Annotated in this window: 30 protein-coding genes, 2 tRNA genes and 1 pseudogene; 16 read left to right on the top strand and 17 right to left on the bottom strand. The window is 35.0% G+C overall.

The window, feature by feature from the left end; all coding sequences use genetic code 11:
- Positions 1 to 2 precede the first annotated feature (2 nt).
- From rpsO to ACYQZV_RS04995, 4 genes are all read right to left on the bottom strand, one after another.
- Positions 3 to 278, bottom strand: coding sequence for a 30S ribosomal protein S15 (gene rpsO, locus ACYQZV_RS05010; RefSeq protein WP_459893845.1), 276 nt, complete (start codon positions 276 to 278; stop codon positions 3 to 5).
- A 30-nt stretch (positions 279 to 308) separates the two neighbouring features.
- A tRNA-Arg gene (locus tag ACYQZV_RS05005) sits at positions 309 to 382 on the bottom strand.
- A 39-nt stretch (positions 383 to 421) separates the two neighbouring features.
- Positions 422 to 1,684 carry a putative bifunctional diguanylate cyclase/phosphodiesterase gene (locus ACYQZV_RS05000; RefSeq protein ID WP_459893844.1) on the bottom strand — a complete coding sequence of 421 codons (1,263 nt, stop codon included), beginning with the start codon at positions 1,682 to 1,684 and terminating at the stop codon, positions 422 to 424.
- Positions 1,685 to 1,706: 22 nt separating this feature from the next.
- Complete coding sequence (locus tag ACYQZV_RS04995; RefSeq protein WP_459893843.1) at positions 1,707 to 2,759, bottom strand: GAF domain-containing protein; 1,053 nt, start codon at positions 2,757 to 2,759, stop codon at positions 1,707 to 1,709.
- A gap of 197 nt (positions 2,760 to 2,956) precedes the next feature.
- On the opposite strand from ACYQZV_RS04995, the gene murB reads away from it, so the two are divergent.
- From murB to ACYQZV_RS04935, 12 genes are all read left to right on the top strand, one after another.
- Positions 2,957 to 3,805, top strand: coding sequence for a UDP-N-acetylmuramate dehydrogenase (gene murB, locus ACYQZV_RS04990; RefSeq protein WP_459893842.1), 849 nt, complete (start codon positions 2,957 to 2,959; stop codon positions 3,803 to 3,805).
- Positions 3,796 to 4,662: a D-alanine--D-alanine ligase family protein gene (locus tag ACYQZV_RS04985; protein ID WP_459893841.1), complete on the top strand. Its 867-nt coding sequence runs from the start codon at positions 3,796 to 3,798 to the stop codon at positions 4,660 to 4,662. The genes murB and ACYQZV_RS04985 overlap by 10 nt, the downstream gene beginning before the upstream one ends.
- Positions 4,655 to 5,488, top strand: coding sequence for a cell division protein FtsQ/DivIB (locus ACYQZV_RS04980; protein ID WP_459893840.1), 834 nt, complete (start codon positions 4,655 to 4,657; stop codon positions 5,486 to 5,488). Before ACYQZV_RS04985 ends, ACYQZV_RS04980 begins: the two co-directional genes overlap by 8 nt.
- 65 nt (positions 5,489 to 5,553) lie before the next feature.
- A complete protein-coding gene (locus tag ACYQZV_RS04975) occupies positions 5,554 to 6,309 on the top strand; it encodes a polysaccharide deacetylase family protein (protein WP_459893838.1) in 756 nt (251 codons plus the stop codon).
- Between the two features lie 51 nt (positions 6,310 to 6,360).
- Positions 6,361 to 7,200, top strand: coding sequence for an MTAP family purine nucleoside phosphorylase (locus ACYQZV_RS04970; RefSeq protein WP_459893836.1), 840 nt, complete (start codon positions 6,361 to 6,363; stop codon positions 7,198 to 7,200).
- Entirely contained in the window at positions 7,197 to 8,105 is a 909-nt protein-coding gene (moaCB, locus tag ACYQZV_RS04965; RefSeq protein WP_459893834.1) for a bifunctional molybdenum cofactor biosynthesis protein MoaC/MoaB, read from the top strand. The genes ACYQZV_RS04970 and moaCB overlap by 4 nt, the downstream gene beginning before the upstream one ends.
- Before the next feature lie 141 nt (positions 8,106 to 8,246).
- Positions 8,247 to 8,585: a P-II family nitrogen regulator gene (locus ACYQZV_RS04960; RefSeq protein WP_459893832.1), complete on the top strand. Its 339-nt coding sequence runs from the start codon at positions 8,247 to 8,249 to the stop codon at positions 8,583 to 8,585.
- A 30-nt stretch (positions 8,586 to 8,615) separates the two neighbouring features.
- Positions 8,616 to 10,025: a type I glutamate--ammonia ligase gene (gene glnA / locus ACYQZV_RS04955; protein WP_459893830.1), complete on the top strand. Its 1,410-nt coding sequence runs from the start codon at positions 8,616 to 8,618 to the stop codon at positions 10,023 to 10,025.
- 33 nt (positions 10,026 to 10,058) lie between these two features.
- A complete protein-coding gene (locus tag ACYQZV_RS04950; protein ID WP_459893828.1) occupies positions 10,059 to 10,670 on the top strand; it encodes a lysophospholipid acyltransferase family protein in 612 nt (203 codons plus the stop codon).
- A 28-nt stretch (positions 10,671 to 10,698) separates the two neighbouring features.
- Positions 10,699 to 12,144 carry a replicative DNA helicase gene (gene dnaB, locus ACYQZV_RS04945; protein WP_459893826.1) on the top strand — a complete coding sequence of 482 codons (1,446 nt, stop codon included), beginning with the start codon at positions 10,699 to 10,701 and terminating at the stop codon, positions 12,142 to 12,144.
- A complete protein-coding gene (tmk, locus tag ACYQZV_RS04940) occupies positions 12,144 to 12,734 on the top strand; it encodes a dTMP kinase (protein ID WP_459893824.1) in 591 nt (196 codons plus the stop codon). The genes dnaB and tmk overlap by 1 nt, the downstream gene beginning before the upstream one ends.
- A gap of 67 nt (positions 12,735 to 12,801) precedes the next feature.
- Positions 12,802 to 13,563, top strand: a complete 762-nt coding sequence (locus ACYQZV_RS04935) for a sulfite exporter TauE/SafE family protein (RefSeq protein WP_459893822.1) — start codon at positions 12,802 to 12,804, stop codon at positions 13,561 to 13,563.
- Positions 13,564 to 13,616: 53 nt separating this feature from the next.
- Here the strand turns inward: ACYQZV_RS04935 and ACYQZV_RS04930 are convergent, their stop codons facing one another.
- The 4 genes from ACYQZV_RS04930 to secF all read right to left on the bottom strand — a co-directional run bounded on the left by ACYQZV_RS04930 (position 13,617) and on the right by secF (position 16,294).
- Positions 13,617 to 13,772 (bottom strand): hypothetical protein, encoded by a 156-nt coding sequence (locus ACYQZV_RS04930; RefSeq protein WP_459893820.1) that lies wholly within the window; start codon positions 13,770 to 13,772, stop codon positions 13,617 to 13,619.
- A 52-nt stretch (positions 13,773 to 13,824) separates the two neighbouring features.
- Positions 13,825 to 15,111, bottom strand: a complete 1,287-nt coding sequence (locus tag ACYQZV_RS04925) for an NAD(P)/FAD-dependent oxidoreductase (protein ID WP_459893818.1) — start codon at positions 15,109 to 15,111, stop codon at positions 13,825 to 13,827.
- A 128-nt stretch (positions 15,112 to 15,239) separates the two neighbouring features.
- Positions 15,240 to 15,356 (bottom strand): diguanylate cyclase, encoded by a 117-nt coding sequence (locus ACYQZV_RS04920; protein WP_459893816.1) that lies wholly within the window; start codon positions 15,354 to 15,356, stop codon positions 15,240 to 15,242.
- Positions 15,357 to 15,418: 62 nt separating this feature from the next.
- Positions 15,419 to 16,294 carry a protein translocase subunit SecF gene (gene secF / locus ACYQZV_RS04915; protein ID WP_459893812.1) on the bottom strand — a complete coding sequence of 292 codons (876 nt, stop codon included), beginning with the start codon at positions 16,292 to 16,294 and terminating at the stop codon, positions 15,419 to 15,421.
- A gap of 129 nt (positions 16,295 to 16,423) precedes the next feature.
- Here secF and ACYQZV_RS04910 point away from each other — a divergent pair, with 129 nt between their 5' ends.
- The 3 genes from ACYQZV_RS04910 to ACYQZV_RS04900 all read left to right on the top strand — a co-directional run bounded on the left by ACYQZV_RS04910 (position 16,424) and on the right by ACYQZV_RS04900 (position 18,249).
- Complete coding sequence (locus tag ACYQZV_RS04910) at positions 16,424 to 17,152, top strand: ABC transporter permease (protein WP_459893810.1); 729 nt, start codon at positions 16,424 to 16,426, stop codon at positions 17,150 to 17,152.
- Complete coding sequence (locus ACYQZV_RS04905; RefSeq protein WP_459893808.1) at positions 17,149 to 17,886, top strand: ABC transporter ATP-binding protein; 738 nt, start codon at positions 17,149 to 17,151, stop codon at positions 17,884 to 17,886. The genes ACYQZV_RS04910 and ACYQZV_RS04905 overlap by 4 nt, the downstream gene beginning before the upstream one ends.
- An 84-nt stretch (positions 17,887 to 17,970) precedes the next feature.
- Positions 17,971 to 18,249, top strand: a complete 279-nt coding sequence (locus ACYQZV_RS04900; RefSeq protein WP_459893806.1) for a ubiquitin-like small modifier protein 1 — start codon at positions 17,971 to 17,973, stop codon at positions 18,247 to 18,249.
- On the opposite strand, the gene miaA is transcribed toward ACYQZV_RS04900, so the two are convergent.
- Both miaA and tsaE read right to left on the bottom strand, forming a co-directional pair.
- Positions 18,218 to 19,126: a tRNA (adenosine(37)-N6)-dimethylallyltransferase MiaA gene (gene miaA / locus ACYQZV_RS04895; protein ID WP_459893804.1), complete on the bottom strand. Its 909-nt coding sequence runs from the start codon at positions 19,124 to 19,126 to the stop codon at positions 18,218 to 18,220. The genes ACYQZV_RS04900 and miaA overlap by 32 nt on opposite strands.
- On the bottom strand, positions 19,117 to 19,518 hold the full coding sequence (gene tsaE / locus ACYQZV_RS04890) for a tRNA (adenosine(37)-N6)-threonylcarbamoyltransferase complex ATPase subunit type 1 TsaE (protein WP_459893802.1): 402 nt from the start codon (positions 19,516 to 19,518) through the stop codon (positions 19,117 to 19,119). Before tsaE ends, miaA begins: the two co-directional genes overlap by 10 nt.
- A gap of 84 nt (positions 19,519 to 19,602) precedes the next feature.
- On the opposite strand from tsaE, the gene ACYQZV_RS04885 reads away from it, so the two are divergent.
- Positions 19,603 to 19,676 (top strand) — tRNA-Met (locus ACYQZV_RS04885).
- A gap of 7 nt (positions 19,677 to 19,683) precedes the next feature.
- Here the strand turns inward: ACYQZV_RS04885 and ACYQZV_RS04880 are convergent.
- The 7 genes and pseudogenes from ACYQZV_RS04880 to ACYQZV_RS04850 all read right to left on the bottom strand — a co-directional run.
- Positions 19,684 to 20,544, bottom strand: a complete 861-nt coding sequence (locus ACYQZV_RS04880) for a CheR family methyltransferase (protein ID WP_459893800.1) — start codon at positions 20,542 to 20,544, stop codon at positions 19,684 to 19,686.
- Positions 20,523 to 21,281, bottom strand: coding sequence for a tRNA (guanosine(37)-N1)-methyltransferase TrmD (gene trmD, locus ACYQZV_RS04875; protein WP_459893798.1), 759 nt, complete (start codon positions 21,279 to 21,281; stop codon positions 20,523 to 20,525). The genes ACYQZV_RS04880 and trmD overlap by 22 nt, the downstream gene beginning before the upstream one ends.
- A complete protein-coding gene (locus ACYQZV_RS04870; RefSeq protein ID WP_459893796.1) occupies positions 21,274 to 21,492 on the bottom strand; it encodes an AtpZ/AtpI family protein in 219 nt (72 codons plus the stop codon). Before ACYQZV_RS04870 ends, trmD begins: the two co-directional genes overlap by 8 nt.
- On the bottom strand, positions 21,489 to 22,559 hold the full coding sequence (gene pheA, locus ACYQZV_RS04865; protein WP_459893794.1) for a prephenate dehydratase: 1,071 nt from the start codon (positions 22,557 to 22,559) through the stop codon (positions 21,489 to 21,491). The genes ACYQZV_RS04870 and pheA overlap by 4 nt, the downstream gene beginning before the upstream one ends.
- On the bottom strand, positions 22,559 to 22,819 hold the full coding sequence (locus ACYQZV_RS04860; RefSeq protein ID WP_459893792.1) for a hypothetical protein: 261 nt from the start codon (positions 22,817 to 22,819) through the stop codon (positions 22,559 to 22,561). Before ACYQZV_RS04860 ends, pheA begins: the two co-directional genes overlap by 1 nt.
- 44 nt (positions 22,820 to 22,863) lie before the next feature.
- The gene (locus tag ACYQZV_RS04855; RefSeq protein ID WP_459893790.1) at positions 22,864 to 23,937 is read right to left on the bottom strand and encodes an ATP-binding protein; all 1,074 of its coding nucleotides are present in this window, start codon (positions 23,935 to 23,937) and stop codon (positions 22,864 to 22,866) included.
- Positions 23,938 to 23,957: 20 nt separating this feature from the next.
- Positions 23,958 to 24,443: pseudogene (locus ACYQZV_RS04850) on the bottom strand (hypothetical protein); the annotation flags it as partial.

The raw sequence follows: 24,443 nt of genomic DNA, 5'->3' as shown, positions 1-24,443 counted from the left end.
AGTTAGTTCTTCACTCTAAGGTTTAATTTCTCTGCTACCTCTAGATATTTGTTGTAGTTTTTTCTCTTAAGATAATCAAGTAAAGCTTTTCTCTTGTTGACCATAGCTATAAGACCACGCCTTGAGTGAAGGTCTTTTTTATTTTTCTTCATGTGCTCAGTTAGCTTATTTATACGCTCTGTTAGTATAGCTATCTGAACCTCTGGTGAGCCAGTGTCTTTTTCATGATGTTGAAAACTTCTTATAAGTTCCCATTTTCTCTCTTTCAAAATAGGCATATCTAAACCTCCAATTAATGTTTGTTAGAACGGGTCCGGAGGGAGTCGAACCCCCGGCCTAGGGATTAGAAATCCCTTGCTCTATCCAACTGAGCTACGGACCCTTCTAAAGTTATATATTATATCAAAATCCCAAGACTTTATCAATGATAATTTAGCTTCTTTGTATCAAAGCTTTTAATAAACGCTATCAGCTCGTCTATTGGCATTGGCTTTGCCAACAAAAACCCTTGAATTATATCGCACCCCAAAGATTTTAAAACTTCAAACTGCTCTTTAGTTTCTACACCTTCTGCTATTGTTTTCATATCAAGGTTGTGAGCTAATTCTATTATGGTCTTTACGATAGATTTAGATTTCTTATCGTCTAAGATATGTCTTACAAAGGACATGTCTATTTTAAGATAGTCTATTGGTAAATCTTTAAGATAAGAAAAGGAGCTATATCCAGTTCCGAAGTCATCTATAGATATTTTAAAGTTAGAAAGTTTAAATTTTTCCAATGTGGACAAAGCCGTCTCAAGGTTTTCCAAAAATAGACTCTCTGTAATCTCTATGTTTATACAGCTATTGCGTGGCATACTTGTTGATACTTTAATCTTGTTGTAGTTTGAGACGATATTTACGACTTTTTCATAGACATTCTCGTTTTTAAAGGATATAGGAGATATGTTTATTGATATGGGTGGTATTTCTCTATAGTTGCCTAAAGCCTCAGACAAAGTATCCAAATCTTTGCACGCCTTATGGATAAGCCAATTTTCTAGTTTTGATATAAGTCCAGATTCTTCCAATATGGGTATAAAATGCACAGGGGGGACAAAGCCAAGCTCTTGGGATTTCCATCTTGCGAGCGCTTCAAAACCTACAACATCCAGTGTTTTTGTATCAAAATAAGGTTGATAGTGTATTACAAATTCTTCTTTTTCAAAGGCTTTTTCAAGATGAGTTTTGTAAAGTAAAAATTGAGAAGCTTTTGAGTTTAGGTCTTCACTAAAAAACACATAACTCCATTCTGTACCTTTTTTAGCTTTTGCTAAAGATATATCTGCGTTTTTGTAAACCTCTTTTGCGCTTTTACCGTTTTCTGGGAAAATGGCTATGCCTATTTGCATAGCAACGCTTATAACATTTCCGTTTATGTTTATTGGTTTTTCAAAGGCTTCTTTTAGCCTATCTAAAAGTAATATTACGTCCTCTTTGTCCTTTAAATCTGTCAAAATGATTCCAAACGTATCGGAAGCCACTCTGCCTATTACATCTGTAGGTCTAAAGATATCTTTTAATATTTTGCCCACCGCTTTTAAAAGCTCATCTCCTATGTCAAAGCCATACACATCGTTGATATAGGTAAATCCATAAATATCTGCCAGTATAAAAGCCCCTATCTTACCAGCTGGCTTCATCTCTCCCACCATGACCAGCGGCTCACTCCCCCAATTCACTCATTTCCACAGATCTTCTTACGTGCATATCAAGCTCTGTCATCAAAAATGAATAAGAAAACAAACCGGTGACGGGATCTTGATTTAAAACAAAATGCAGCTGCTCCTCTAAGCTCTTTTCCCTTGATATATCTTTACCTATGTATATTAAACTGTTGTAATCAGTGGTATACTCTTTGTCTATAGGGAAAACGGATAAATCTATATAGATATCTTTGCCATATTTTGTCCTAAAAAGCACTACGCCGTTGTATTCTTTGTTTTGAAATATCGCCTGCGGTATGATGGACCTATCTAAAATATCTTTGTAGCTGTATAGAATATCTATTTTGTTGCCCAATAGTTCATTTTTGTTGTATCCAAAAACCTCTAACGTTTTATCGCCAACGTATGAGATTTTTCCATCGTTGTCGGTTATGATAAACAACTCCATAAAAGAAGAGAGTCCGGATTCTATAGTCTGAAGAAACCAGTTTGTCTTTATGGCGTTTATAGTCATCTGTATATCAATTGTTATCTCTTCTAGCAAGCTTCTTTCTTCCTCTTGAAAGAAGTTACTTTCATCTGCATACATTCCAAAGACACCTATTGCTTCACCATTTTTTCTTATAGGTATTGTGGCGCTTGAGTAAAACCCTCTTTTCAAGGCCTCTTCTTTCCAAGGCCTCATCCGTGGGTCTTTTTCTACATCTTCTATTATAACAACGCTGTTTGTCTTAAAACATGTACCAATAGGCCCTTTTGACCTTGCATCAGATTCGTCAAGGGGTATTTCTAAAAATTTAAGATAATCTACGTACATATTGATCATGGCAGGGTTTTTGGCTTTTTTAGAGTAGTAAGCTGGCACTATTTTATTTATGCTTTTTATATAAAAGCCTATAAAAGCAAATTTAACAAAATGCTCTACTACTATGTTGCAAAGGTTCTCGAAAAACGTGGCTTCATCGTAGGGTTTTGAAGCATTTACGCTTCTAACGATCTCTTGGTTTATAGCCCTCATCAACCTGTATAGTTTTACAATTTTACCTTCCATTTTACTTTCCGCCTAAGGTTGCTTTTAACGTATTATATCAAAGTTATCAAAATTACGTCTTTACAAATTCACAGACATTGTGAAGCCTTAATTTTGTTAAAATTCTCTATAAATCTCAAAAAGAAGATTTGCAATATGCAACGGTTTATGACAATATACTACACCCGGTATATCGGTTGTTGTGATAAAATAAACTGATGATAACAAAGAAACATGTAGAGCTAAAAGAGTTTACAACGATAAAAGTAGGCGGAGTAGGTTCATGTATGGTTTTTCCAGAAAATGAAGAAGAGTTTTTAGATGTATACAAAGAGCACAAAGATTATAATTTATACGTCCTTGGTAAAGGCTCAAATGTAATATTCGGTGATTTTGATGGGGTCTTAATAAATACAAAACACTTCAACGATGTTAAAATCTCAGAGACAAAAGACGGTATATTGGTAAAAGCCTCAGCCGGAGTACCATTAAAAGATTTGATAAAACTGTCGGTGGAGCAAAGCGTTGATGAATTTTACAAGCTAATCGGCTTTCCGGCTAGTGTAGGTGGGGCTATCGCCATGAACGCAGGGGCGTATGGGGTTGAGATTTTTGATTTTATAAAAGGTGTTTGGTTTATAGAAGATGGCGAGATAATTTATAAGCCTAAAGAAGAAATTTTTTATACATATAGAAAAACTGAGTTTGAAAATAAGCCAGTGTTGTACGGAGAGTTTTTATTTAAAAAAACCAATAAAGACGTAAAAGCTCTAGCTCAAGCTATAAACCAAAAGAGAATGGAAAGCCAGCCTTTAAACATGCCCACCTCTGGTTCTACATTTAAAAACCCAAAAAATAACTTTGCCGGCAAGCTTTTAGAAGCAGTTGGTTTAAAGGGATACAAACTAAAAGATATAGGTTTTTCCCAAAAGCACGCAAACTTTTTAATAAACTATCAAAACGCTTCTTTTCAAGATGTAGTAGGTTTAATAAGTATAGCAAAGGAGCAAGTTTACAAAGCTTTTAATATAATATTAGAAGAGGAAATAAAGCTAGTATGCACATAGTGGTTATTACCGGAGGAGACTCGCTGGAGAAAGAAATAGCCCTAAAGGGTGCAAAAGCCGTAGAAGATTCTCTTATAAGGCTTGGCCATCAAGTGGATGTTTTAGAAATAGATAAAGATTTATGCTTAAGGTTAAAAGAGATAAAACCTCAAAAAGCTTTTATAGTGGCTCATGGGACCTATGGGGAAGATGGTAGAGTCCAGGGTCTTTTAGATATTCTTGGTATACCTTATATAGGATCAAACACAAAAACAAGCGCTATATGTATGGACAAGGATTTTACAAAACAGATGTTTGCTCAAAACAATATCAAAACCCCGGTGTGGAAAGCTTATAAACAGATAGGTAATATTGACTGGAATATATTTCCATGCATTGCAAAACCTGCTTCTGCTGGTTCTAGTTTTGGGCTTTTCAAAGCAGAAGATGATAAATCTCTTAAAGAAGCCGCTCAAAATATATTTAAAATAGACGATAAGCTTATCATAGAGGAGTTTATAGAGGGTAAAGATATGACGGTGGGATATTTTAAAGGAAAAATATTAGACCCCATAGAGATAATACCCAAAAAAGGTATATATGATTTTGAAAGTAAATACACAAAGGGAATGTCAGAGTACATTTTTGTAGAAGATGAACATATCTCTAAAAGACTGAAAGAAATCACGGCTAAAATAGTTGATATATTTGAATTAAAAGATATAGCAAGGGTGGATTTTAGAGTAAGAGGCGATGATATATATACCCTTGAAATAAATACGATACCAGGCCTTACAGAGCTTAGTCTTTTGCCTATGGCTCTTAAAAAAACTGGTGTATCTTTTGATAAGATGGTGGAGATGCTTTTAGATGGCTAACTTGTATTATCGTAGGGGTAGACAAAAAGAAAAGCTATCAAAATGGAACACTGTAAAGCAAGTGCTACCCTTTGTTTGGCTCTTGATGTTTGGACTTTTTAGCTTTTTTGCCCCTTTTCTTATAGATAGTATTAGCTTTTTTAAGGCAAAAGCTGTAAACGTTTACGGTGATCAAAATATACCACCAAAGGTAGTGGCTGACGCAATAGGAGCTTATAAAAGAAACTGGCTTTTTATGAATGCATCAGGCATAAAAGACAAGCTGGAAAAAGCCACAGGAAACGCAGTTGCATCGGTGGCTATCAAGAAAGATTTTAAAGGCTTGCTCAACGGCGATGTGATAGTGGACGTTTACATAAAAGAAAGGAAACCCATCGCTGTAGTGGTAAATCAAAACAAGAGCTATCTTATGGACGATAAAGGCGATTTGTTTGACAAAAGATATTTCAACACCAAAGGTCTTACTATTATATATACACCAGATATAGAAAAAACCCAAAAAGAGGTAAAGCTTTGGTTAAAACCAATATCAAGCTATCTTAAACGATTTAAAGACAAAAATATATTTATAACCAACAGCGGTATATTTGTAGATATAAAGGATATAAATGGAGAGCTTATATTACCGCTTTCCAATAAGTATGATAAAAAACAACTTTTGGAGAGATTAAGCATAATACTAAGCCATGGTCCAAATTATATTGCCAACAAAATAATAGATTTACGATACAACAAGTTTATTACAATAAGAGAAAATACGGATAAAAATCAAGGTGAAAATCAAAATAAAAATCCAGTTAAAAGCCAAGAAACAAAACCATCATGAAATTTTATATAAATTTTATGTTTATTGTATATAATATGTATAAATAGGAAAAAAGAGGAGATTTTATGGAAAGAAGAGAGTTTTTGAAAAATGCTTTGATGGGTTTAGTGGGCGTTGGTGTTGGTAGTGCTTTTGGAAGCGCTTTATCACCGATAAAATTGGAAACTCAAACATCTACCACCAAGGTAAAACCTCAGATAGCCCTTACCATAGACGATGGATGGTTTGATAGAGAAAAGATGGTAGACATAGTAAACTACTACAAAGTACCAGCAAATTTTTTTATAATAGGAAGAGTCATAGAAGAAGACCCAAAACCTTGGATAAACGCTATTGAAAATGGGCATGAGCTAGGATGTCACACCTACTATCACAATTTCTTTTCAAGGGAAACCATATCGAAAGTAAACGAAGATTTTAGTTTGTATGCTAAGACTTTTATAGATAAGCTTGGTACTGAAAACTTCAACAACATAAAGCATTTTAGATATCCTTACGGGGATGTTGGCAACTATGTAAACAAAAAATATATTGAGTCTCTTATAAAAGCCCATGGCTGGGACGTAGCTTGGTGGGATTTAGATTTATCTTTTTATCATAGACCTCGTTTTGGTGTTTATAAAAACCCAATACAGCCTTTAGATAAGTTTAAAATGTATATGGAACGCATGGAAGAGCTATCTACAAAGTTTGGCAAGCCAACAAAGACAAAGGTGTTAATGCATTTTAAATATCCAGATGACCTTACGCTAAGAGATGTAATAGAGTATTCTTTAAAGCAAGGTTATGAGATAAAGAGATTATCCGAACTACAAGCATAGCACATCAAAGAAGCCTAAACAAAACTTTTCGCGGTGTGATATTATATTTTTATGCACCATGAGGATAAGGCATTTCTTGGAGTAATAGGTGGAAGTGGTCTATACAAAATCTTTGATGATGTAGAAGAGCTAGATATAGATACGCCTTTTGGTAAACCTTCTTCAAAGATATTTTTAAAAAGCGGTGTTGCTTTTATATCAAGACACGGTGTAGATCACTCAATACCGCCTCATCTTGTAAACTATAGAGCAAACGTATACGCCCTTTATAAAATAGGTGTAAGAAAACTTATAAGCATAGGAGCTACAGGTGGTATAAATACTCTTTTTAAAAGTGGGGACATAGTAATCACTTCTGATGTTTTAGACTTTACCAAGTCTAGGGCCTCTACATTTTTTGAGGGTATATTTTCAAAAGATATAGAAGAAGAAGATACACCTTTTTATAGGCTTTTAAAAGCGAAAAAGGTAGTGCATACAGATATGTCTAATATTTTTTGCGAAGAGATGATAGGTATAGCAAGTGATGTGTTTAAAGAGCTAAAGATACATTTTTACTTGAAAGGTGTATACGCTTGTACGGAAGGACCAAGGTTTGAAACCAAGAAAGAGATAGAGTTTTTAAGGCATACAGGGGCTGATATGGTGGGGATGACTGCTTGCCCGGAATTGTTTTTGGCAAGGGAAACCGGTATGCATATACTTCATATAAGCGTTATTACCAATCCAGCCGCAGGAATAGAAGGACACAAGCTCACTTCAAAAGAAGTACTACAGATGATGAAGCAAAAAGACGAGGAGATTAAAAAGTTTTTAACGCTTTTTATACCAAAAGCCCAAAAGCAATTTGTCTGTCAATGCGAGAATGTCCTTGAAGGAGCAGATGTATGAAAACCATAGACGTAAGCGATAAGATAGAGACTTTAAGAGAAGCAAAAGCTTATGGTTTTATAAAGCTAAACAAAGAAACCATAGAAAAGATAAAGTCAAACGAACTTCCAAAGGGAAATCTTGTAGAGGCTACAAAACTTTGTGCTTTGTACGGAGCTAAAAACACCCAGCAAATACTTCCTTTTTGTCATCCTATAAGCATAGATTTTGTAGAAGGTGAGCTAAATATAAAAGAAGATGGTATAGAGGTGTTTGCCACAGTAAGGGGTATAGCAAGAACAGGCTATGAAATGGAAGCTCTAAACGCCGTAAGCACTATGCTTCTTAATATATACGATATGTGCAAGAGCATAGACAAAGACATAGTTATAAAAGAAATAAGGCTAATATCAAAAAAGGGTGGAAAATCAGATTACTTTGAAGATTTAACCGGTGAAAAGGCCGCTGTGATAGTTCTAAGCGATAGGGCTTCAAAGGGAGAATACGAAGATAAAAGTGGTAAAATAGCCATAGATATGTTAAAATCCTTGAATGCCGAAGTCCTCCATTACGAGGTGATACCTGATGATAAAGATACGCTTATAAATCTTTTTAAAAGCTTACAAAACAAAGTAAATATAATAATAACAAGCGGCTCAACGGGTTTTTCAAAAAGAGATATAGCTCCAGAAGCCACAAAAGAAGTTATAATAAAAGAGATGGTCGGTTTTGAAGAGCTAATGAGAGTGTACGGTTATAGAAAAGTTCCAAAGAGCATAATGTCTAGAGCGGTTTGTGGTATTTTAAACGAAAATTGTATAGTCGTGAATCTTCCAGGCAGTGCTGGTGGAGTGAAAGACAACCTTGGTATGATAGGTGGTCTTATAAAACATGCTTTGAAAATGGCAAGAGGAGAAGGACATTAGAGTTTATGGATAACCTTGCAACGACTAAACACGCTAATGTTAACATGTTAACAAAATTGTTAACACAGATTTTGGCTTTTCCGAAGGAAGTATTGTTTTATGTGAAACATTTACTGGCATTATATTTGATAGGAGGTACCTATGAAAAAAATAGAGGCTATTATAAAGCCTTTTAAGTTGGATGAAGTAAAGGATGCTTTGACAGAGATAGGTATAGGTGGTATGACGGTTATAGAGATAAGGGGCTTTGGGCAGCAAAAGGGTCATACGGAGGTGTATAGAGGCACAGAGTATGTGATAGACTTTTTGCCAAAGATAAAGATTGAGATAGTGGTAAAGGATGAAGAAGTGGAAAAGGTTATAAATACCATTATGAAATCTGCTCAAACCGGAAGGGTAGGAGATGGTAAAATATTTATATCACCTGTTGAAGAAGTAATACGTATAAGAACAGGGGAAAGAGGAGAGGCAGCCATTTAAAATGAAAAACTTTGTTAAGGAGGTTTTAATATGAATCAAGCAAAAGCTCAAGAGGTCTTGGACCTAGTTAAAAACGAGAGTATTGAGTATGTGGACCTGAGGTTCTCTGACCCACTTGGACAGTGGCAGCACCTAACTATACCGGCTTATGAGCTATCTATGGATACGTTTGAAAACGGTAGGGGTTTTGATGGCTCTTCTATAAGAGGTTGGCAGTCTATCAACGAATCAGATATGTTAGCTTTTCCAGACCCGGAAACTTGTTTTATAGACCCATTTATGGATAAAACCATCGTTATGATTTGTGATATATATGACCCTATCACGAGGGAAAGATATCAAAGGGATACGAGGTATATAGCTCAAAAAGCAGAGCAATACCTTCAGCAAACAGGCATCGGCGATGTATCATATTTTGGACCTGAAGCTGAGTTTTTCATATTTGACTCTGTAGAATTTGGAAACACCGGAAACTCTTCTTTTTGGAGAGTTGATTCTGAAGAAGGTTGGTGGAACAGAGAGTTTACTTCATCTGGTTATAAAATACCAAACAAAAGAGGATACTTCCCAACTCCCCCTATAGATAAAACCCACGACCTTAGGTCTGAAATGGTAACCATAATGAGCAAATACATGGGTATAACGGTAGAGTTGCACCACCATGAAGTGGCAACTGCCGGTCAAGCTGAGATAGATATAAGGTATGACTCTTTGGTGAAACAAGCGGACAATCTATTTAAATACAAATATACCGTAAGACAAGTGGCGGCTAAGTATGGTAAGTTTGCCACATTCATGCCAAAAGTGTTACCAAACGACAACGGTAGTGGTATGCATACCCACTTTTCTATATGGAAGGGTGGGCAAAACTTGTTTGCAGGCTCTGACTATGCAGGTATATCTGAAATATGTAAATACGCTATAGGTGGAATATTAAAGCATGGTCCAGCCTTAGCAGCAATCACAAATCCAACCATAAACTCTTACCATAGACTGGTGCCAGGTTTTGAGGCTCCGGTGAGACTTGCTTACTCTGCTAGAAATAGGTCTGCTGCCATAAGAATACCGATGTATTCTCAAAGCCCAAAGGCAAAACGTATAGAGATAAGATTCCCAGATCCAACGTCAAATCCATATTTGGCTTTTGCAGCTATACTGATGGCCGCTATAGATGGTATAGAGAACAAGCTAAATCCAGGTGAACCTTTTGATAAGGATATATATTCTTTACCACCAGAAGAGCTACAAAATATACCTCAGCTTCCAGGCTCATTGGAAGAGTCTTTAAAAGCTTTAGAAGAAGACTACGAATTTTTACTAAAAGGCGGTGTGTTTACCGAAGAGTTTATACAGCTATGGATTGAAACCAAGAAAGAAGAAATAAACAGGATGAGGTTTACTCCACATCCACTTGAGTTTGAACTTTATTTTGATATCTAACATTTTTCAAAAAGGGGGCTTTGCCCCCTACCTATGAACCAACGTTTACTAAAATTTTTGCCTATATCTATTAGGCTTTTAAGAAAAACCATAAAGATAACCTGTGACAGGGATGATTCTAAAGATAAATCTATTATATACGCTCTTTGGCACTCTCAAGCGTTAGCTATAGCCATGTATGGTATAGATAAAAAAATATACAGCATGGCAAGTCAAAACAAAGACGGTAATATAGCAGCTTATATCCTAGAAGGTCTTGGTTTTGGAGTAGTAAGGGGTTCTAGCAACAATGATAGTAAAGATAAAGGAGGAGCAAAGGCCTTAATTCAGATAAAAAGAGTTTTAGAGCAAGGGCATAATGTAGCTATTACAGTGGATGGACCCACTGGTCCACCTAAAAAAGTAAAACAAGGCATAGTGTACCTAGCCCAAAAAACAAAAAGACCTATAGTAGGTATATACGCTGATATATCTAAGTACATAAGCCTAAATTCATGGGACAGGTTTCAGATACCGCTTCCATTTTCTAATATAAGGCTTTTTACAACGGAAGAGATATGTGTGAAAGAAAATGAGGATTTAGAAGCATATACAAAAATATTGGAACAAAAGATGATAAATCTTGAGTTAAAAGCTAATACCTAAACATATACTAGAGAATAAAATATTTAAAATGAGCAATCAAAACGATATCCTTAACAAGATAAATATATTTGATATAGATTTGCCACGAGATGAATCGGCAGAAAGGTCTGTGTTAGGAGCCATGCTTTACGATATTGAGAATATACCAATTGTGGCAGAATATTTAAAAGAAGAAGATTTTTTTGAACCTATACACAAAGTCCTTTTTAAGCTTTTGATAGATTACTATTTTGAAAACGGTAATTTACCTACTATGGATAGAGTCCTTTTTAAGGACTTTTTAGAAAAAAACAGGGTTTCTGAAATATCAGAAGATTTGTTAGAGGCTTTGATATTAGAAGCTGTAACAGACATAGAGATACTTCAAAGCATAATAAAGATAATAAAAGAAAAATCGATGCAAAGAGCCATTATAAACCTTGGTTTTAAAATCATAAGAGAGACAAAGCAAATTCAAGATTCAAGCGTTCTTATAGAAACTATTCAAAACGAGCTTATAAACATAACTTCAGAAAGTATAAACACCGGTTATTTCGAGATAAAAGATATACTTGAGGAAGTAATCAACATCATAGAAAAGTTTGCTCATAAAAAAGAGCTTGTTACAGGAGTCCCTACCGGTTTCATAGATTTAGATAGAATGACCACAGGCTTTCACGAGTCTGACCTCGTCATAGTAGCAGCGCGTCCTGGTATGGGTAAAAGCTCTTTTATGCTTTCTATGGCCCACAACATAGCAAAAAAAGATATTCCCGTGGGTGTATTTTCCTTGGAGATGAGCAAAGAGCAGCTTATAATGAGACTTTTGTCTTCCGCTAGCAAAATAGATATGCAAAGGTTAAGAACCGGTATGGTTACGGATGAGGAGATAAAGCTTTTGTCCTCTACCAAAGAAGAGCTTTCGACGTTAAAGATATATATAGATGATTCACCTGCTATAACCGTATCCGATCTTCGCATAAAAGCCAGAAAACTTGTAAGAGAAAAGGGCGTAAAAGTCATAGCCATAGACTATCTTCAGCTTGTAAGGTCAATAAGGGCAAAAGGCAACAGGCAAGAAGAAGTGGCAGAAGTATCTAGAAACCTAAAAGCTTTGGCAAAAGAGCTAAAAATTCCAGTGATAGCACTAGCCCAGCTTTCACGTCAAACAGAGCATAGATCCGATAAAAGACCTCAACTATCAGACTTAAGAGAATCTGGACAAATAGAGCAAGATGCGGATCTCATAATATTTTTACATAGGCCAGAGTATTACAAGAAAAATCCTTTGCCAGAGGAAAAGGGTCTTGTGGAAGTGATTATAGCAAAACAACGACAAGGACCTACTGGCATAGTGAGATTGGCTTTCTTAAGTGATTTTGCATCCTTTCACCAGCTTTCTGAGAAATCAGCTATGTTGCATACTCAGGATGCTTACAATGATGATATAGCAGATAACGATATAGTGGATACTGATTTTGACGTGGATTTTTGATGAAAACCAAGAAACCTTATATCATAGTTTTTGAAGGTATAGATGGTAGCGGAAAATCTACCCAGTTAAATATAGTATATGAGCTTTTAAAAGAAAAAAATGTAAAGCTCCTAAGAGAACCAGGCTCTACCGAGATTGGGGACAAGCTTAGGGATATATTAAAATCTCAAAAATTAGACCCAAAAACCCAAACGTTTTTGATAGAGGCTTCAAGAACACACATGATAGAAAAACATTTAAAAGGTTTCGATGGCATAGTACTTTTGGATAGGTATATATATTCAACAATAGCTTACCAAGGATATGGTTTTGGTATAGATATAAATTTTCTAAAAACTCTAAACGATTTTGCTATAGATATATACAAACCAGATATAGTTTTTTTATTTGATATAGAGCCAAAGATAGCATTGGAAAGACTTGCTAGAGAAAAAGACGTTTTTGAAAATATAGAATTTTTAAAGAAAGTAAGAGAAGGTTATTTGGCGTTGGCTAGAGAATACAATTTTTACGTGTTAGATGCTTCAAAAACAAAAGATGAAATTACAAACTTTATAATAAACATATTTAAGAAAAATAGCATATTTTGATTTTATAAAAAGCTAAAATACTATATCTATCAGAGAATAAACATATTTTAAATAGTAAAATGTAAGAATGCATACGATAGACATGATAAACTTGCTAAACATGAGACATTATTGGCAGTACTTTTTATACGGCGCTTTTGTGGTGGCGTTGGCTTTTTACGTAAGAGCTACCATTGGCTTTGGCTCTGGTCTTATATCTGTATCGCTTTTGAGCCTTGTCTTCCCTATAAAAGAGGTGGTGCCGGTAGTTCTTATCTTAGACCTAACTGGCTCTGTGTTGCTTGGAGCATACGATTTTTCCCACATTAGATTTAAAGAACTTACATGGCTTTTCCCAGGTAGTATAATTGGACTTATAATAGGTACTTTCATACTGGCAAAAACCAATGCTCAGAATATAACAAGGTTTTTAGGCGTTTTTATCATTTCTTACGTGATATATGCTATAAGCTTCAAACCAGAAAAGCTGCCCATTATAAGAAAATTTTGGGCTTTTCCACTTGGCATGCTTGCTGGTGTGATAGGCAGTTTGTATGGAGGTGGAGGTCCCCCGTTGGTGGCCTATCTTCAACTAAGAAGGATAGAAAAAAGAAGCTTTAGGGCTACTTTTCAAGTGATTGCTCTTCTTGATAATATATTGAGGGTCTTTACATATCTTAGTGTAGGGCTTTTAAACATTAAGCTTTTTGAGATAAGTTTATCTTTAATACCCTTTGCAGGCCTAGGGCTTTTTGGAGGTAACAAGCTACATATGAGAATATCAAATGAAACCTTTATGAGGCTTACACTAATATTTCTGTTTCTAATAGGTTTAAACTATCTAGTGTAAGATAGCACTATTATTGTTGGCGGGCTAAAGCCCGCTTTCATAACAAATACAACTTACTTTTTGATATTTGGTTCGTCGTTAAAACCTTTGAATATTTCACCTTCTTCATCGGTACGAGAGGCATTTATTATGCCGTACAGTAAGGTAGCGAAAATCCAACCATAAAATATGATTGCCAAAAACATAGAAAGCTTAAAACCCAAATACATAACTTCACCTCCTTAGATAATATAATAACATATAAACAATTTTTTTCAAGGGTTATTGTTTACCTGGTAAACCACTACAATCAGCGCACGGCTCTACAAGATGAAGGTTAAACATGGCTTCAAGACCCATCTTCTCAAACCATGGCTCTACATCGCCAGTTTTTACCTTCCATAAGAAGTACTTTTCAAAACCGCTTTTTACCCAGTGCATCCATTTGCTTCTATTTTGCTTAGTCCAAGCCCTTGGTGGGATAACTGGATAAGCTATAAACCCGGCAGCATCGTTTCCCATATCAGCTATACAAATAGCTGCCAAAGTAGGCATATATTTTTCAGAGCTGTTTCTTATGTCAGATATTATGTTTAAGGCGGTGGCTAAGGCCATCCCTTCTATCATCTGACCAGTTTTTGGAGTACCGGTAGGCACTGGAGTTTGCTCTACTGGGGGTATCGCAGCTACTACGCCGACACCGTATATATTTCTATAGGTAGGATTGTTGAAGCATTTGTCTACTATAACCATTTTGTTGGCTGGGTTTGCTACCTTTTCACCGGCTGTTGCTACTACATCGGTACCCATGAAGCTTGGCATAATCATCGTAAAAGATGATTCCACTTGGTATTCTTTTCCGTTTAAATCTTCGTAGATGACATGGTCTTTTTCTACCTTTTTGGTTTTTACATTTACGATAGGTCTTATATCTCTTTCAGCCATCAAATCTTCCATAACTCTCTTGGAGCTTCCAACACCACCAAGTCCAAGGTGGCCCACAAAAGGCTCAGAGGTTATGTAGTGTATAGGAAACTTATGCCTTACACCTCTTTTTTTGGCTTCGTAATGAAGCATGAAGGCAAATTCGTATCCTGGGCCAAAGCAGCTTGTACCTGGTTTTGCACCTACTACTACGGGTCCTGGTTTTTCAAAGAATTTTTCTAAGGCTTTGTTAAGGTGTAAAGCATGGTCTACTGTGCAAACAGAGTATCCGTTTTCTTCTTGTCCGTCTGTAAATACAAGCTTAGGGCCTGTGGCAATTACGAGATAATCGTATTCTAGCACCTTTCCACTTTTTAAGGTAACCTTGTTGGCATCTGGATCTATCTTTTCTGCGTCCTCATTTATAAAGTCTATATTTTTTCTTTTTAAAACCGGTTGAAGGGGCGTTGAGATGTCGCCAAATTTACGCCACCCTATCGCTAAATGAGGGAAAGCTGGTGTAAAACCAAAATAAGGTCTTCCAGAGACTACTTTGATATCCAAGTTAGCATCTAATTTCCTCAAATTGTAAGCGGTAGAGACACCGCCTACGCCACCGCCTATTATTACCACTCTTTTTGCCATAATACCTCCTAAAGTTAGATAATACTTAATTATAATATAACCATACCTAATATAAGCAAATAAATATATCTTATATTGTAATAAGTTTCACTTATATATAAAAGAAACATAAAATAGTAAATAGCATTTTATCCATGCTTTGACACGTAATTAAAGATAACGATGAAAATAGCCAATACGATAATCACCACAGTGGGGGTAAGTATAAACATAAACTTATCATGAGCGTTTAACTTTTTACTCATGCTAGCCACTCCTTTGCTTTAGGATTTTACTAATATAAGACCTATTGCAAATTTGACAATGATTAGCCTGTTTTTTGTTTTTTTAGCCTTTTAAGTATGATTTTTATGTCTAAAACCAGCGCAGATGCCACAAATATAGATGACAACGTACCCACTATCACGCCTATTAAAAAGGCAAAGGATATATCAGAGAGCACTGACCCACCAAATAAGTAAAGCCCCAAAGAGGATAAAAACACCGTAGAGGATGTCATGATGGTTCGTACTATATTTTGATTGACCGATAAATTTATAATCTCTCCCAAATCTGTGCCTTTTCTTAGCTTTAGATTTTCTCTTATCCTATCAAATACTACAACCGTATCCGTTATAGAGTAGCCTGCCACCACAAGTATAGATGCCAAAACATCCAAACTTACCTCTTTGTAAGTCAAAGAGTAAGCCCCCACCACTATAAAAACATCGTGAGCAAGGGCTAGTATCCCACCAAGGGCAAACAAAAATTCGTATCTAAAAGACAAGTATATAAGTATCCCTACCAAAGCTGTAATTATAGCCCATACAGCTTTTTTTCTAAGCTCCCCACTTACTACGGAGCCTATGTCTTCTCTTTGTAAAAGCTCAAAACTACCGATACTGTTTAAAGCTTTTTGCACAAGGCTTGGCTTTTCCCCCACCCTTATTTTGACAATGATATCGCCAGTATTTGTGCGCTGGACTACAGCATCTTTTATATTTACCTTGTAAAGAGCATCGTCCACCTGTTTTACGTTTACTGGCTTTTGAAATCTAACTTCTAACATAGTCCCACCGGTAAAATCTAACCCAAGGTTTAAGCCTCTTGTATACAAGCTAAAAGCCGAAAGGAGTATAAGCAATATTGATATTACGTAAGAGTAATATCTGTACTTTATAAAATGTATATATTTAATGCGCATACCTCTATAGTATATCATGAATTGTTTAGCGTAAGCCCAATAAATGTTATAATATTTACAATGAGATATTTTAATAGTCCTTTGTTATATCCCTTTTACCTTTTGTACAAGTATCATTATCTTATATATGTGTTATCGCTTAAGGAGTTAAAAATAAGGTATAGGGGTTCTGTTTTTGGGTTTTTGTGGAGCATGCTAAACCCTCTTTTAAACCTTTTAGTTTATACATTCTTGTTTGTGGTAATATTTAAAAATACCGCTAAAAACTATCCAGTTTATTTTTTCAGCGGTATACTACCTTGGAATTGGTTTTCCTCATCTATAATGGAAGCTACAGACTCTGTTGTATCTGCAGGGGCTTTGATAACGAAGTCCACGCTTCCAGCTGAGATTGTAGTAATAGTAAAAGTAGTTTCTAACCTAATAAATTATCTTTTGTCGATACCTATACTGTTTTTATTCTTATTGTTTTTTCATGTTGAAATAAGCTTTATAGTGTTGCTTCTTCCTATAATTATCTTGATACAGTTTTTTATAACCACAGGTTTAGCCTTTTTCCCAGCTACTTGGAATGTCTTTTATAGAGATGTTAAACATATTATGCAGACCATAATACAATTGTTGTTTTTCTGTATACCTGTTATGTATTTTGACAGTCAGCTACCGCCCAAATATGAGAAGTTAATATACTTAAATCCTATAGCCTATTTGATAAAATGCTATCACGACATATTTTACAACAATCTAATACCGAGGCCGGAGCTTTTGCTTTTGTTATTTTTTATATCTATCATAGTTTACATAATAGGTTTTAACTATTTTCATTCCAAAAAGGATGTCTTTGCAGAGTATATATGAGCGTTATTATAGAAGTAAAAAATGTGACAAAGATATTTAAAAGGCATACAAAAAAATATTTTTCTATAAAGTCTGCCTTTATAGATTTCCTAAAGCATGGAAAACCAGAAAAAGAAGTGGTAAAGGCTCTTGATAATATAAACTTTGATGTAATATCTGGAAGCACTTTTGGCATTATAGGGCGAAACGGTGCCGGTAAATCCACGCTTCTTAAGATAATATCTGGCATTATAAAGCCTACGTATGGCAGTGTTAAAGTCAAAGGGTCTTTGGTACCACTGTTGGAATTAGGTACTGGTTTTCATCCTGAGCTTACCGGCAGAGAAAACATTATCATAAGCGGTCTCATACTAGGGCTTTCTAAGAAAGAGATCTATAAAAAGATAGACGAAATAATAGAGTTTGCCGAGTTAAAGGAAGTTATAGATGAGCCTGTTAGGACTTACTCTTCTGGCATGTATTCAAGGCTTGCCTTTTCTACGGCTTTTAGCATAAATCCAGATATTGTTATATTAGATGAAATATTGTCGGTAGGCGATATAGCTTTTATGAAAAAAAGCAAAGAAAGGGTAAAGGAATTTAAAAGAAAAAATAAAACTATTTTATTCGTAAGCCATGACCTTAAAAGTGTAAAAGAGATGTGCGATGAGGCTATACTTATAGATAGCGGTAAGCTTATACAAAGAGGTGATGTAAACAAGGTAATAGACTTATGCAATAGTATAGTGGTATAATTGTGCTATAATTATATCTTTAACCAGCGCTAGCCGTAGGCGCTATAAAAGTGGCGGTGGCCTTTTTGGCTTTAAGGAGAGGATATGGCTATAACTGTAAGAATACCTACACCTTTAAGAAGGTTGGCCAACGGTCAAGGAGAAGTGACGGTAGAAGCTAAAAATATAAAAGAGCTAATAGATGCTTTGGAGGCAGCTTATCCAGGTTTTAGGGAAAGGTTGGTGGACGAGAACGGCGAGCTAAGAAGGTTTGTAAACTTATATTTAAACGATGAAGACATAAGGTTCTTAAAAGGTATAGACACTGAGTTAAAAGACGGTGATACTCTTTCTATAGTCCCAGCGATAGCAGGTGGTTTTTAATATCTTCTAAGCTTCTTATAGGGATAAATTCCGTTTTTTGAAACCACCTTCTTTGTCTTGAGGCGTATTCTTTTGTGTTTTTTACAATGTTGCTGATAGCTTCTTCTAGGCTTATTTTACCTTTTATATAGGGTATCATCTCTTTGTAGCCTATTGCCTGGGAAGATGTCATAGCGTTTTCGTATCCAAGACAAAGAAGGTTTATGCACTCTAACTCTAATCCCTGTTCTATCATATAAATTGTTCTTTTTTCTACGTTTTTGTTTAACTCTTCTTGAGTTAAGTTTGTGTAAAAGCCCAATACGTTTAGCTTAGGAGTTTTCCATTTATGAAAACTAGAGAATGGCTTTCCTGTATTTATAAACACTTCCAAAGCTCTTATTATGCGTTTTTTGTCCTGAGGGCCTATCTTTTTTGCATAATCTTTGTCTATTGTTTTTAGCTTTTGGTATAAAAAATCTAACCCCTTTTTATTTGCTATATTCTCAAGTTTTTTCCTAAGCTCAAAGTCAGGTTCTGAAGTTTGGGGAAGTCCGTACAAAAGAGCCTGTATATAAAGGTATGTGCCACCTACCACTATAGGAATTTTGCCTGATGATTTTATAGATTTTATAAGTTTTGTGGCTTTTTCCACATACATGTATACGTCAAAGTACTCGTTTGGTAAAACTATATCTATCATGTGGTGTTTTATCTCTTTTCTTTTTTCAAGACTGGGTTTTGCGGTGCCTATATTCATAAACTTGTAAACACACATAGAGTCTGCGCTTATTATCTCTGTGTTTAACAATTTTGCAAGCTCGTGAGCTATTTCAGTTTTACCTGAAGCAGTGGGACCGCCTATTACAATAGCATCGACGGTACTATCTAAAAGCATAGTTTAAAAAGTCTCTTATTTTCATCTATGGTGATTATGGTTAATTTTTTTGTACAATCTACGTCTTTTGGCCATTCTACAAAGCTTATAGCTTCTTTTTGTTTTTCTTTTATATAATCTAAAAAAGGTTTTGGGTCATCTATCCTGTAAAAATCACAGTGAAGCACTGTAAAATCTTTTAACTGATACTCGTTTATTATAGAAAAAGTTGGACTTGATACATTTTCAAAACCATAAGACTTTAGAAAAGCTTTTACAAAGGTGGTTTTACCAGCCCCAAGCTCACCTTCTAAACACACTATATCTGATATGTTTATATACTTTTTTACAGTATTTGCAAAATCGTCAAGCTTATCAAAGGGCACTATCTCCAACAAATATCTAGTGTACATTTGACATTGATTATATCAAAGGTTTATCGTTATATATATGAAATATATCATTGTATTTAAGCTTTTAATATGATAGGATAATAATGCGAGGTGGAGCAGCTTGGTAGCTCGTCGGGCTCATAACCCGAAGGTCGAAGGTTCAAATCCTTCCCTCGCAACTTTAACCTAAGGTTGTTTAATCTTTTTATAAAAGAAAATACCTTCTACCTTTACACTTTCAAAAAACTGAGTATGTATCTTACTAAGCACCTCTGTCATGGACACGGCAAAATACCCACCCATTTTTAACGTATACGTTATGTTTTTTATGGCTTTTAGCTTCGAATCATCGTTAAAGTATATCAAAGCGTTTCTACAAAAAGCAGCGTCAAACATGTCCTTGTAGGGTGCAAAATCTTCAGACTTTATAAGGTTTAGTTGTTTAAATTGAATGTTCTTTTTTAAAACATCTTTTATCTTTATGTAGTTCTCTTTTAGCTCTACAAAATGATGGTATTCTTTTGGTATATCGTTTAGCTCCCTCTGAGGGTACATACCTTGCCTTGCTTTTTCTAAGTACGTTTCGTTTATGTCAAAACCTATTATATGATAGGGTATAGCTTTTGATTCAAGCATCATTGCAAGGGTATAAACCTCTTCTCCAGTGGCACAAGCATACGATGCTATTTTTATTGGACTAGGCTTAATAGTTGGTACTATATGTTTAATAAAAGCATCAAGCTGAACTTTTTCTCTAAAAAATTTTGTTTCTGGTACCGTGATAATATCCAATATCTCTTTCGTGAGCTTTTTTTGTTTGAAAAGTTCTTCTATCTTAACTCTTATAATATCACCTTGGTTTGTTTGTGAGTTAGGTAATTCGTTGTATGCTTGTGAACCGTGGTAGACTTGTTGTCCTAAGAAGGCGTTAAATTTTTTTGTTAGAAGCATTAAACGTTCATCTGGATAGTAGTTACCGGTTAGCTCATATATGATTTTTCTTAACTCTTCTAGTGTTTTATCGTCTAACATATTTTCTTTTGCCATTCTAACACTTCCTCAAGGCTTAAATTTGATTTTACGGCTTTTAAAAAAAGATTTTCTAACTCTGTCATATCTTTTGGTATTAAATCAGGTCTTAGCTTCAATGTGAGCTCTATGCGTTCCCATAAGCTCCAAAGTTCTATAAGCTTGTGATTGCCGGTTTTTAATACCCAAGGTATCCTATAGCCTTCAAAGTTTTCTGGCCTTGTATAAACTGGATAGCCAAGCCATCTATTGGAAAACGAGTCTTGCTTTAAACTTTCGCTATCTGAGAGTACTCCTTCTAAAAGTCTTGAAACACCATCTATTATAGATAGGGCCACAATCTCTCCGCTGCTTAGTATAAAATCTCCAATTGACAAGTCAATGTCTACTATGCTGTCAATCCTTTTATCCATGCCTTCGTATCTGCCGCATAATATTATAATATTTTTTTTATTTTTTAAATTGTTTAATATATTTTGATCTATTCTTTTACCCCAAGGTTCTGGTTTTATTACAAAAGGCTTTTCTTTTGTTATGGAAAGTATATGATGATAAGACGCTAAAATGGGTTCTGGTTTTAACACCATCCCTGGAAATCCCCCATAAGCTGTATCGTCCACTTTCTCGTAAAAGTTTCTTGGGTTTACCGCATGCACCTTTACAAGACCTTGTTTTATGGCTTTTGACAAGATACCAAACTTAGTATAGCACTCTATTATCTCTGGAAATATGCTTACTACAAAAAAATCAATCATCTTTTAGGGTTTTATTAAAATCTTGATAGGCGTTTTTAAACCCGGCTATTATACCAAAAGCCAAAAATAAAAACAAAAAAAATGGCGAAGTATTTTTGTGAAAAATATCAAGCGCTGCTTTATCAAGCATGTACCCTACAAAAAGACCAGCTATTATACCACCTAGTATGTTAAAAGCTACATTTAAAGCGCTAAACTCTTTCAAGTTCATCTTGGATAAGAGCCTAAAAACTTTATAAGATGACCGCTTTTATCAAGCTCCTCCAAAGCATCTTTTACATTTTTATCTTCTATGTGGCCTTCCATATCCACATAAAATATATCATCCCACGCTTTTTTCTTTGAAGGTCTTGATTCTATCTTGGTTAGGTTTATAGAATATCTATAAAATGTCTCAAGGGCTTTGTAAAGGGCTCCTGTTTGGTTTTTTACACCCATTATGATGCTGGTTTTATCCTTACCAGTAGGCTTGGTAATGGTTTTCCCTATTATTAAAAATCTTGTAAAGTTGTTTTTTTGGTCTTGTATATTTTTTGCAAGTATGTTTAAACCATACACGTAAGATGCCACTTCTGAGGCTATGGCAGCGCTGTTAGGTTCTTTTTGGGCTATCTCGCAGGCGTTGGCGGTACTTTTTGCTTCTAAGATTTCAGCAAAGGGAAGATTTTTTTCTAAGTATTTTCTACTTTGAGCCAAAGCGTGCTTGTGAGAATAAACTTTGTTTATCTTAGCGATATCGGTTTCTCTTGAAAGCAAAAATAAATTTATAGGTATTATAATCTCTCCAGATATTAAAAGGTCAGCATCCATCAAAAGGTCTATGGTATGGTTAACCACTCCTTCTATGGTGTTTTCTATGGGTACTACCCCGTAATGGGCGTTTTTTGATTCTACAAGCTCAAAAACAGCAGATATAGAATCGCAAGCTATGTAATCAGCCGATAGTCCGAAATGAGACATAGCCGCTTGATGTGTAAAGGTAGCCTTTGGTCCAAAGTAAGCTATCTTAACAGCTCCTTCCAAAGATGATATAGCAGATATAATTTCTTTGTATATAATTTCCAAAGCATCCTTTGGAAAAATTCCATACTTTTCATTTTCTCTTAGGACATTTGCTATAACTTCTTTTTCCCTTTGAAGGTTTCTCACCTGGATATTGTTGTGCTTTTTTATATCCCCAATTTGCTTTGCTATGCTAGCTCTTTTATTTAAAAGCTCTACTATCTTCTGATCTATTAAGTCTATCTCTTTTCTTAAATCCTCTATCTCTTTGGTCATTACTCTATATCAATCTTTTTTGCCTTTCTTTTGATATCTTGCTTTGGCTCTGTTTGTTTTTCAAGCTTTTGAACTTTATAATCTACCACAGCCTTTAGCGCTTTCCAAAAAGCCATCTCAGATATCCTCATCTGTCTTATCACCTCTTCCCTTATCTCTTTTGGGGGCAAAAAAGCACTAAAAAGCATCTTAAGAGCCTCTTCTCTAGCTCTTTGGGCTTCATCTTCAAAACTTTCTACTTCCAACTTTTCCTTTTCCATACTAATATTATAAACTTTATACTTTTACTTGGCAATATTATTGTCTACTTTGAAAGCAGTATCTCCATCCCTTTTTCGTAGGTCCTGTTGTTGCCGTTTACTTTTAAAGATGTTGGGTCGTAAAAAAGTATTTCTTTTTGAGCCAATTTGTCTATTACATTCATAATCTCTTTTCTTCTTTCCATATTTGGGTCTAAGATAAAATACCCATTTTTTAATATCTCTTTCGCTATCATCCTAAATATCTCATCTTCTTCTTTTGTGCTGTGTCTTATCATCAAATCTGCTATCTCTGTATAAGCCAAAAACGCCTTTTGCTCAAGATAAGCTTTTAAATTCTCTATCTTATTCTTGTTGGATACAATCTCATACAAATACGGTATACACCCGCCAAGATAGTCCCAGATAAGGGCTATTTCATCGTCTTTAAATTCTTCTTCTTCTTTTAGCCACCCATGAGTATTTTCATAGGATAGGTGGTCTATTTTGTAAAAGTCGCTGGTGACTTTTAGCTTGGCGTCGTTGTATATTTGGTCTATAAATATTGTATTGGAGCTTAAGATGAGAACATGGGCTAAGTGAAGCTCTTTGGTCAAAGATACTAAGAAATTTAAAAACTCTTTGATAAGTTCTTTTTCACCGTTTAGGTATATATCTTGCAGAGTTTGAATCTCGTCTATTATGATGATAGGTTTTTGGGTTTTGGATATTTTGTCTATTTGGTCAATAAGCGCATTGAAAAGGTCTATCTCTTTTTCTTCTACTTTCTTGAGTATGTTGGCTTTTAGTTGAAAAATACCCAAATTTATCTTGCTTTCAAAGGATATATCGGCATTATCTGGTTTTATAAAAGTCTTTAAAAAAGAATCGTAATTTATCAGCGTATACCTTCTAAAGTTTATATACTTTACCCAAAACCCATTTTTTGGTTTTAGATGTTCAAAATCTTCAAAAAGCTCGTTTTCTATAATATATTCTATAAGCGTAGTCTTACCAGCAGATTTTGGTCCGTATATCCACAGTATACGCTCTGGTATTGTTTCAAAAAGGTCCATGAAAAATTTTATTTCATTAGTCCTATTTACAAATAGCTTTTTCCTAAACCATCTTTTTTCCATACGGTTATTATATTATTATATTAATTTTGTAGCTTATCGAAATTGAGTATATCCATATAATCCCATTCTCTATAGGCCATTGCATAAATATTTTGCTTGGTAAGATAGTTTACTATGTTTTCTTGGAGTCTCAAAGACGCAAATATGGGTATAAGTTTGTAATCTTTGTACTCATAGAAAAGTTTTCTAAACCTTTCTATCTTGTTGTTTTTAAAATCATCTACATAATCTATCTTTGGGGTTGATTTTACCTCTATAAGAAATACCGTTTTACAAACATCGCTTACAGCTATTACATCAAACTCATCTTGTAAATCGCCCTTCCTTTTTTCTCTGTTTAAGGCTATATCTGTTATCTCGCAATCAAAGTACTTTTCCAAAACAGGTCTTGCAGCAGGGAATATTATATCTTCTACTATAGTCCCAAGCCTGTTTGCCAAAGCACCCCATTCTTTGTTAAAACGTTTTATATCTTCTTTTCTTTGTTCATTAATCTCTTTCCACTT

This window comes from Hydrogenobaculum acidophilum, assembly GCF_054656715.1.
The sequence above is the reverse complement of the archived record's forward strand: the minus strand, read 5'-3'. Positions and strand labels throughout refer to the sequence as shown.